The organism is uncultured Anaerococcus sp. (assembly GCF_963510915.1).
In the GTDB taxonomy this organism is placed as follows: Bacteria; Bacillota; Clostridia; order Tissierellales; family Peptoniphilaceae; genus Anaerococcus.
This window is the reverse complement of record NZ_CAUPHG010000069.1, coordinates 1-9,440: the sequence shown is the minus strand read 5'-3', so window position 1 is coordinate 9,440 and position 9,440 is coordinate 1. Positions and strand designations below refer to the sequence as shown.

9 protein-coding genes and 1 pseudogene are annotated in these 9,440 nt (G+C 36.2%); all 10 read left to right on the top strand.

Annotated features, from left to right (window positions below):
* Positions 1-654 (top strand): hypothetical protein (locus tag RQ893_RS06660; RefSeq protein ID WP_311482270.1); only part of this gene is annotated, 654 nt, incomplete at its 5' end.
* Between the two features lie 138 nt (positions 655-792).
* Positions 793-1,905, top strand: coding sequence for an ABC transporter ATP-binding protein (locus RQ893_RS06655; RefSeq protein ID WP_311482269.1), 1,113 nt, complete (start codon positions 793-795; stop codon positions 1,903-1,905).
* Positions 1,898-2,695 (top strand): ABC transporter permease, encoded by a 798-nt coding sequence (locus RQ893_RS06650; protein ID WP_311482268.1) that lies wholly within the window; start codon positions 1,898-1,900, stop codon positions 2,693-2,695. Before RQ893_RS06655 ends, RQ893_RS06650 begins: the two co-directional genes overlap by 8 nt.
* Positions 2,685-3,470: an ABC transporter permease gene (locus RQ893_RS06645; protein WP_311482267.1), complete on the top strand. Its 786-nt coding sequence runs from the start codon at positions 2,685-2,687 to the stop codon at positions 3,468-3,470. The genes RQ893_RS06650 and RQ893_RS06645 overlap by 11 nt, the downstream gene beginning before the upstream one ends.
* A 1-nt stretch (position 3,471) precedes the next feature.
* Positions 3,472-4,551, top strand: coding sequence for a spermidine/putrescine ABC transporter substrate-binding protein (locus RQ893_RS06640; protein WP_311482266.1), 1,080 nt, complete (start codon positions 3,472-3,474; stop codon positions 4,549-4,551).
* Positions 4,552-4,645: 94 nt separating this feature from the next.
* Positions 4,646-5,839, top strand: coding sequence for an amidohydrolase (locus tag RQ893_RS06635; RefSeq protein ID WP_311482265.1), 1,194 nt, complete (start codon positions 4,646-4,648; stop codon positions 5,837-5,839).
* A gap of 64 nt (positions 5,840-5,903) precedes the next feature.
* Positions 5,904-7,265: a Trk system potassium transporter TrkA gene (trkA, locus tag RQ893_RS06630; protein ID WP_311482264.1), complete on the top strand. Its 1,362-nt coding sequence runs from the start codon at positions 5,904-5,906 to the stop codon at positions 7,263-7,265.
* Between the two features lie 2 nt (positions 7,266-7,267).
* Positions 7,268-8,731, top strand: coding sequence for a TrkH family potassium uptake protein (locus RQ893_RS06625; protein ID WP_311482263.1), 1,464 nt, complete (start codon positions 7,268-7,270; stop codon positions 8,729-8,731).
* Between the two features lie 178 nt (positions 8,732-8,909).
* The gene (gene rplM / locus RQ893_RS06620) at positions 8,910-9,350 is read left to right on the top strand and encodes a 50S ribosomal protein L13 (protein WP_311482262.1); all 441 of its coding nucleotides are present in this window, start codon (positions 8,910-8,912) and stop codon (positions 9,348-9,350) included.
* 10 nt (positions 9,351-9,360) lie between these two features.
* Positions 9,361-9,440: pseudogene (rpsI, locus tag RQ893_RS06615) on the top strand (30S ribosomal protein S9); the annotation flags it as partial.

Sequence of the window (9,440 nt, the reverse complement as noted above, 5' to 3'; positions counted from 1 at the left end):
GGAGAAGATAATTTCATCCTTAATATTTTGGGAGATTTGATTACAGGAATAATTTCCTTTGTATTTACTTTTTCTATCTCAAGTGGTCTTATCAGAAATAGGATGGGATCAGTAGGGGACTACCTAAACCAGGTAAATTACTTAAATATGAAGGTCCTTACAGTAGGATTTTTAATTTCTATAGCAAAAGCTATTGCCCAATACGCTTTTGCAGCAAGTGGCGCTTTTAGCGTATTTTCAGCTGTAGCAAGTCCAAACAATAAGGCAGTCTTTGCCATAGGAGCAATTATCCTACCGATAGCATTCGTTTTAATATTTTTAATTATTGCCATGTTTTTTGCCTATTCAAACTTTTATCTTGCTGACCACCACGATACAGAAGATGGGGTTATGGAAATAATTAGCAAAATCTTTAGTCAAGGTAAGAGACTTTTTAAGAAAACCCTAATTTTAGGTTTAAAATGGTTAGGAATACCACTTTTAATCTTTATAGGCTTAATGTTATCCTTGTTAGTATTCAAAGATGAAATTTCATCCCTAATATTGTTTTCTTTATTGATAGGGGCCTGTGCAATTACTGTTTTAATAACAAGTATTGTATTCATGGCAAGGTTGTCTGATGTCTATTTAGATGATAAAATAGAATTCAATTAGTATTTTATAAATGTACTGGACTTAGGTCTGGTACATTTTTTCTTTTATCAGAAAAAATAGATTTTGTTATTATAATTAGATAAAAATTCTTTTTAAATGAGGTATACTTTTTATAATGAGAAAGTTGGGGGTGGAAGTATGGATAAAAATTTTGAAAAATATTCGGTGGTTCTTGATGGGGTTTCTAAGTCTTTTGGTGATGAAGAAGTCCTAAAATCTGTTGACCTAGAGCTTGAAAAGGGAAAATTCTATACCCTGTTAGGACCATCAGGTTGCGGCAAGACTACTATTTTAAATTTAATAGCAGGATTTTTGGAGCCTAGTAGTGGTTCTGTTTACATAAATGGAAAAAATGTCGGAGATGTGCCAGCAAGTAAGAGGACTGTAAATACAGTTTTTCAAAATTATTCGCTTTTTCCCCATATGAATGTTTATGATAATGTGGCCTTTGGTTTGGAAATCAAAAAGACTGACAAGGCTATTATTAAAAAAGAAGTTGAAAAGGCTCTTGATATGGTAAATCTCGCTGGTTTTGAAAGGCGAGAGGTAAGTCAGATGTCTGGTGGCCAAAAGCAGAGGGTGGCAATTGCCCGTGCTATTGTTAATAAACCGGATGTGCTTTTACTTGATGAACCACTTTCTGCGCTCGATATGAAACTAAGGAAGTCCATGCAAGTCCTCCTTTCTGATATCCAATGGGAGCTTGGAATCACTTTCGTTTTTGTAACCCACGATCAGGAAGAAGCCCTTGCTTTAAGTGACCATATTTTTGTAATGGATAAGGGGAAAATTGTCCAGCAAGGTCCCCCAAAAGATATATATGATGAGCCTATTAACCGTTATGTTGCAGAATTTATTGGTGAGTCCAACATCTTAAAGGCTAGGATGGTTGATGACTATAAGGTAGAGTTTGCCGGCAAGGTTTTCGATTGTTCTGACGCTGGTATTGCTAAAGGTGAGAGGGTTGAAGTTGTAATTAGGCCCGAAGATATAGAAGTTGTCCCAGTTGAGAGAGCACATATTGTTGTTAATATTGATAACATTCTCTTTCGTGGAGTCTTTAATGAATTGATTGCCATTGATAAGATGGAATTTTCATGGAAGATTCATACAACTAGACGTTTTGAAGAGGGCGATGATATCGGTATCAAGATTGATCCTGAAAATATCCACGTTATGCGTTACAATGAAACCGAAGAGGCCTTTGATAAGAGAATTGAAAAATATGCTACAGGAGAAAGTGATGGCTAAAAAGTACCAAAAATTAACCTTTATTTACTATATTTGGATTTTGGTTTTTATTATTGCGCCAATCCTACTCTTGCTCTACCAGTCATTTTTTGATATTTATGGAAATTTTACTCTCGGTAATTATATAGCATACTTTACTAACAAAAATTATATAATAATGACCCTAAATTCCTTTTTGACCGCATTTTTGATTACTTCCTTTACACTTTTGTTGGCCTATCCTTTTTCATATTTTTTGACCAAGGCCAAACATAAGGATTTAATCTTGCTTTTGGTAATTTTGCCAACCTGGATAAATTTAGTCCTTAAAGCCTACGCATTTATTGGACTTTTTAATAAAAACGGGACAATTGTCGGTCTTTTGGGCTTAGCTAGTCAAGGATTTTTGTTTACAAATCCTGCCTTTATTTTAGTAGCTTCCTATGTAGAACTTCCCTTTATGATTTTGCCGATTTTTAGGTCTATAGATACCATCCCAAGGGAATATATTATAGCAAGCGAAGATTTAGGTGCAAGTAAGTTTCAGACCTTTAGAAAAATTATCCTACCCCTATCGATGGATGGAGTCATAGCTGGTTTTCAGGCGGTATTTATTCCTTCCCTATCCCTGTTTTTGATTACTAGAATTATTGGCGGTAACAAGATAATTACTTTGGGAACAGCTGTTGAGCAACATTACTTAGTAACCCAAAACTGGGGCATGGGTTCAACCATTGGTCTTGTTTTAATAGGAATCATGTTTGCTGTGATTTCATTTTTGAACAGGAGGGGAGAAATAAATGGAAAATAAATCAACTAAACTTTCAAATTTATTTTTGATTTTTGTTTTTATAATTATGTACCTCCCATTAGGATATTTGATTTTCTATTCCTTTAATAGTGGTGGCAATATGAACACTTTTGAATCCTTCACCCTTGAGCATTACTTGGCAGTTTTTTCTGATAAGAGGTTAATAAATATAGTTTTAAACACCCTAATTTTAGCCTTGATTTCATCTTTGATTGCAAGCGTGATTGGGACCTTAGGTGCGATTTCGATTTACTATACAAAAAACAAAAAAATAAAAAAACAAATTCTAGGCCTAAATTCTGTCTTGATGGTTCTTCCAGACATTATGATGGGGGCGAGCTTTTTGATTTTGTTTTCTATGTTAATAAAAATTCCTATGGGATTTTTGTCAGTTCTCTTGGCCCATATTGCCTTTTCTATACCTATTGTTGTTTTAATGGTTTTGCCAAGGCTTTATGCTCTTAATGAAGATATGATAAGGGCAGCAGAAGACTTGGGTGCAAATGATATGACGATTTTAAATAAGATAATATTACCAAATATCGCAAGCGGAATTTTTGCGGGATTTTTTATGGCTCTTACTTATTCTCTAGATGATTTTGCAGTTACATTTTTTGTAACAGGATCTGGATTTTCTACCCTATCAATAGAGATTTATTCTAGGGTTAGATCAGGCATTTCTCTTGAGATTAATGCCCTATCAGCCATAATTTTTGTAATATCACTTGCTATGGTGGTTATCTATTACATGATAGAAAGAAGGGAGGCAAAGTGATATGAATAAAGTTTATAAGTTCGTTTTGGGTATTGGTCTTATCATTCTTTTCTTGGCCTTTGGTAAAGAAAGGCTAAATGCAAGCTCTACTGGCTCAAATGATAAGGATATATATTTTTATAACTGGGGAGACTATGTTGACCCAGAAATTCTTAGTGACTTTGAAAAAGAAACAGGATATAAGATAATCTATGAAACCTTTGATTCTAATGAAGCTATGATGGCAAAAATCGAGCAGGGCAAGACCCACTACGACCTAGCCTTTCCATCTGAATATACTGTTGAGATGATGAGGGAAAAGGGTCTATTGAAAAAGCTTGACCATTCAAAAATCAAGGGTCTCGAAAATATAGATGATAGATTTTTGAATCAAGTCTATGACCCAGGAAATGAATATTCGCTTCCCTATTTTTGGGGGACTTTTGGTATTATTTATAATACCGAAAAGTATGATGAAAAAGATGTTGATTCTTGGAAAAAACTTTGGGATCCTAAGTTTAAGGGGGAAATATTATCCTTTGATGGAGCTAGGGAAACTCTAGGCATAGGGCTTTTGGCAGAAGGATATGACTTAAATGAAAAGGATGAAAAAATCCTAAGGAAGGTTAAAAATGACTTGGTACCCTTTATGGCCAATGTGAAGGCCCTTCTTGCTGATGAGATTAGGATGTATATGGCTCAGAATGAGGCAGATATAGGAATAACTTTTTCTGGTGAAGCAGCCAAAGCAGAAGCAATTAACGACAAACTTGCCTATACCATACCAAAAGAAGGGTCAAATATTTGGTTTGATACTATGGTTATCCCAAAAACTAGCAAGAACCAAGAGGGCGCCTATGCTCTAATATCTTATCTTTTAAGGCCAGAAGTTGCAGCTAAGAACGCAGATTATATTCATTATGCAACACCAAATAAAAAAGCATTGGAGTTAATCAACCCCCTTTCAAGGGCTGACAAGACCTTATATCCTGATGATGATATAATAAAAAAACTTATAGTTTTTAAAAATTTGGGCAAGGAAACTACAATATTATATAATGATTTGTTTTTGGATTTAAAGATTGCTCCACAAGCAGAATAGGAAGAGGACTTAGTTAGAATATTTCGAAATACGAGATATTAAAGACTAAGTCTTTTTATTTGGGTATATTATAGATAATGAAAGGAATAATGACATGACAGAAATAATTAAAAAATCAATCTTAGATAACGAAGAAAAAATGATAGAAGACAGAAGATATATGCACAGGCACCCAGAGCTTTCTATGAAGGAAGTAAAAACAACAGCCTTTATAAAAAAGGAACTTGAAGCGATGGGATTTAAGCCAGTTGAAATTGACCCAACAGGTCTTATGGTAGAAATCAATCCAGAAAGCAAGGGAAAAACTGTCCTATTAAGGGCAGATATAGATGCCCTCCCAATCTTGGAAACAAATAATTTTGATTATAAAAGCCAAAATGAGGGAGTTAGCCATGCTTGTGGACACGATATCCATGCAGCTATGCTTTTAAATGCGACCAAGGCTCTATTAGAAGTTAAAGATGAGCTTGATGGCAGGGTAAGGATAATTTTCCAACCTGGCGAAGAAACTGGCGAAGGCGGTAGGGCAGTTGTAAGTGGAGGTTATACCAAAGACGTAGATTCTGCTTTTGCTATACATATCCATACAGGATGGGATTTGGGTAAGGCCTCAACTGGTTACGGAGAGGTGATGGCAAATAATACATTTTTCACAGTGAAATTTAAAGGCACATCCGCCCACTCATCTACACCTTACCAAGGAAATGATGCCATGCTTATGCTTGCAAATTTCATAAATGTAGCCTATGCTATCCAGGCTAGAAAAATAGACAATGTCTTCCATCCAGTCGTACTTAATTTGGGAGTTGTAGAAGGTGGGTCAGCAGCAAATGCAGTGGCAGCTGACATAAAACTTGAAGGATCCTTTAGGTCTTTTTCTAATGAATCAGTTGACTTTATGGTAAAGGAACTTGAAAAAGCAGCCAAACTTTCTGCAGAAATCTACGGAGGAAGTGCAGATTTTGATTACCACATGGGAGCAGGTGCTGTAATTAACGAAGAAAAATCAACTGACCTTTCAGTAAAAATAGCTAAAGAAATATTTGGCGATGAAAATGTTTCAACTGACCTAAAACTCGCTGGATCTGAGGATTTTGGTTTTTACCTATCTGGTTACAAGGATGTGCCAGGAATCAAGGGCACTTATATGTTTATAGGTGGCAGGGACCCAGAAAACAAGGCAACTTACCCACAAAATCACGCCACAGACTTTAATCCAGATGAAAGAGCAATGAAATATGGGGCAGAGCTTTTGGCTCGTTATGCTTACGATTATCTTAAGAAATGAATATGGGAAAATCTATAAATGAGGTAAGGTATTAGTAAGACTTTCGATTTCCTAAGGAGCTTTGATGAAAATAATTATTTTGGGAGCCGGCAAAGTCGGCTCTTTTGTGATAAAAGACCTCTCCAGTGAGGGGCATGATATAGTTGTAATTGACAAAAATAAGGAAGTTTTAGAAGAGCTTTTAGCGACCAATGATGTAATGGGACTTGTTGGAGACGGTCGTGATGTAGAGGCCCTAGTTGAGGCGGGAGCAAGGGATTGTGATCTTTTTATAGCAATCAGTCAGTCTGATGATGTAAACCTAATAGCATCAACTTTTGCTAAAAATTTAGGGGCCAAAAACATTATCATAAGGCTAAGAGAACCTCGCTATGTTAAGCACAGGAAATTCATAGGCGAGCTTACTCATGCCATGTCCATTGTAAACCCAGAATACATAGCAGCCAAGGACCTTCAAAGAACTCTTAAATATTCCCACGCTCTAAATGTTGAATCCTTCTTTAAAGATAGGGCGATAATGATGGAGCTTGTTATCGATGAGGGCTCAGACCTTGATGGCAGAAAACTTTCTGACCTAAGAACTTATTCAGAAAATTACCACACCCTAATCGGTATTGTTAATTCTGCTGGGGATGTTAATATTCCCCACGGGGACGATATCCTAAAAGCTGGAGATAAGATTTATGTAATCGGCGAAAAGGAAGCTGTAGATAGTTTTTACAGGCATGAGCAAAAGGGCGCCTATGATATAGAAAATGTCTTGGTAATTGGGGCTGGAAATATTTCTAAATACCTAGTTGGCCTTTTAATCGAAAGAGGATTTAAGGTGACTGTTGTAGAGATTGATAGGAATAAAGCAGAAGACATAAGCGAAATGCACGAAGCTGCAGTTGTAATAAACGCTGATGGTACAAGTCCAGAAGTCCTTGAGGAACTAAGGTTAAATCATTTTGACGCCCTCCTTGCCCTAACAGGTATAGATGAGGAAAATATTTTGATTTCTCTCCTTGCCCAAAAATCCGGACTTGAAAAGGTAATAGCCAAGGTAAATAGGACCAAACTTTTAAAAATGACAGGCATTCTTGATAATGACACTACTTTTGCTCCAAAAATGGCAGCATCTGACGTTATTAACAGGCTGGTAAGGAGCAAGGTAAATGCCAGAGGCAAGTCAATTTCTTCTTTATATAGGCTAGAAGAAGGCGAGGTTGAGGTAATAGAATTTAAGGCTATTGATCATTCTAGGATATTAGATACACCACTAAAAGATTTAAAAATTAGAGACGATAGCTTGGTTTTAGCCATAGACCATGGAGAGGTAGAAATAGAAATTCCAAATGGTTCATCAAAGATAAACCTCGGTGATTCAGTTCTTGTTGCAACAACCAACCAAAGCTTTAAGGTTCTAGACGATATATTGGAGTAGGTATGAATGTTAAAACGATAAATTATCTATTGGGTAGGCTTCTCCAAGTTTTGGCCCTACTTTTGTTAGTGCCACTTGTGGTTGCCTTTATTTATCAAGAGGGATTTAAGGATAAATTATATTTTCTAATACCAATTTTAATAGCAGGTGTAGGTGGGAGTTTACTTGTAAAATTAGGAGATGAACAAGGCCATATCTACACAAGGGAAGCCCTATTTACGACAGCAGCTTGTTGGGTAATATTTTCTATAATTGGAGCTATTCCCCTATACCTTACACCAACAAATTATCATACATTTTTAGATGCATTTTTTGAGATGGCAAGTGGATTTACAACTTGCGGGGCATCTGTGGCTGATGATGTGGAATTATTACCCCATTCAATTATTATATGGAGGTCCCTATCTCACCTTATTGGAGGTATGGGAATCTTGGTATTCACTTTGGCGATTTTACCAAAATCAAATAAAGAATCATCAAACCTCCTTCAAGCGGAAATGCCAGGTCCATCTTTTGGCAAACTTACACCAAAACTTGGTAAAACTGCCAGGGTCTTATACATAATCTATTTAGTTATGACCCTAATAACAGTTATATTTTTAATGTTTGGCGGCATGAATTTATTTGATGCAATTATATATGCTATGGGTGCTGCAGGTACTGGAGGTTTTGCCAATAAGGGCTTGTCAGTAGGCTATTATAATTCTAGATACATAGAATTAGTTTTGTCTGTTGCCATGATTTTATTTGGAGTTAATTTTAACCTTTATTATTATGCCTTAATAAGGTCAGCAAGAGAGGGCTTTAAGTCAGAAGAACTTTATTGGTACCTAGGAATAATCGCCCTTGCAACTGGTCTGATATTCTTTAATATCAGAGGATATTATGGCGACCTAGCCTACACTGGTATCCAGTCCTTATTTACAGTTTCATCAATAATGACAACAACGGGTTATGTATCAGCAGACTATGGTGCTTGGCCGATGTTTTCAAGGAATATTTTAATTTTGCTGATGTTTATAGGTGCTTCTGCTGGTTCTACTGCTGGTGGCTTTAAGGTTTCAAGATTTTTAATCCTATTTAAAGCAACTATTAACCACATAAAAAAGGTAATAAATCCAAAAAGAGTTACTATTACTAAACTTGATGGCAAGAAGATGGATGAGGAATTAGAAGAAGCAGTAAATAAGTATTTGGTTCTTTATATCTTGCTTTTTATCCTCTTCATGGTAATTGTAAGTAGGGATGTAGAAAATTTTGAATCTGCCTTTGCAGCTGTTGCTACAACTTTTAATAACGTAGGACCAGGACTTAAAGATTTTGGACCAGTATCTTCCTTTGCCTCAATGGCACCAATATGTAAATTTACCCTAACCCTTGCCATGCTATTTGGTAGGCTAGAGTTATATCCAATGCTTTTATTATTTTCACCATATAGTTACAAAAAATTAAGAAGTAGAAAATAGAAATGTATTGACAAAATCCTATAGAGCGGGTATTATATATCAGTCGACTCACACCTTCATAAGGAATCGAGACGATCGCACATCCTGGGTGCGATAGATAAATGCCAGGACGAGTACAGCCGCAAGCTACTAGTGCGGTGTCTAAATATAGTAGCCGAAAAAATTATAGGAGGATGAGATGAAACATCAAAAGACATGGACTGCGACTCCATCAAACATCGAAAGAAAATGGTATGTTGTTGATGCAGAAGGCATGGTTCTAGGTAGACTAGCTAGCCAAGTTGCAGCAATACTAAGAGGAAAGAACAAACCAACCTTTACTCCACACTTTGACACTGGAGATTATGTAATAGTAATCAATGCTGACAAGGTAGTGCTTACAGGAAACAAAGAAGATCAAAAAGAATACAAGAGATATTCTGGATATACAGGTGGTCTAAAAATTACTAAGTTTAAAGACATGAAAGCTAAGTACCCAGAAAGAATTGTAGAACATGCAATAGTTGGAATGCTTCCACACAATAAACTTGGTCGTGCTATGGCAAAGAAACTTAGAGTTTATGCTGGCGCTGATCACGGTCATGAAGCACAATTCCCAGAAGCTTTGGATCTTAGGTAAGGAGTAAAATATGGCAGGAAACATTATACAATCAACTGGTAGAAGAAAAACCTCTGTTGCAAGAGTAACAATGGTACCAGGATCTGGAAA

Bases quoted from the DNA above. Each gene is read 5' to 3' on its own strand.
- RQ893_RS06655 (WP_311482269.1), top strand. From the start codon at position 793: ATGGATAAAAATTTTGAAAAATATTCGGTGGTTCTTGATGGGGTTTCT.
- RQ893_RS06650 (WP_311482268.1), top strand. From the start codon at position 1,898: ATGGCTAAAAAGTACCAAAAATTAACCTTTATTTACTATATTTGGATT.
- RQ893_RS06645 (WP_311482267.1), top strand. From the start codon at position 2,685: ATGGAAAATAAATCAACTAAACTTTCAAATTTATTTTTGATTTTTGTT.
- RQ893_RS06640 (WP_311482266.1), top strand. From the start codon at position 3,472: ATGAATAAAGTTTATAAGTTCGTTTTGGGTATTGGTCTTATCATTCTT.
- RQ893_RS06635 (WP_311482265.1), top strand. From the start codon at position 4,646: ATGACAGAAATAATTAAAAAATCAATCTTAGATAACGAAGAAAAAATG.
- trkA (WP_311482264.1), top strand. From the start codon at position 5,904: ATGAAAATAATTATTTTGGGAGCCGGCAAAGTCGGCTCTTTTGTGATA.
- RQ893_RS06625 (WP_311482263.1), top strand. From the start codon at position 7,268: ATGAATGTTAAAACGATAAATTATCTATTGGGTAGGCTTCTCCAAGTT.
- rplM (WP_311482262.1), top strand. From the start codon at position 8,910: ATGAAACATCAAAAGACATGGACTGCGACTCCATCAAACATCGAAAGA.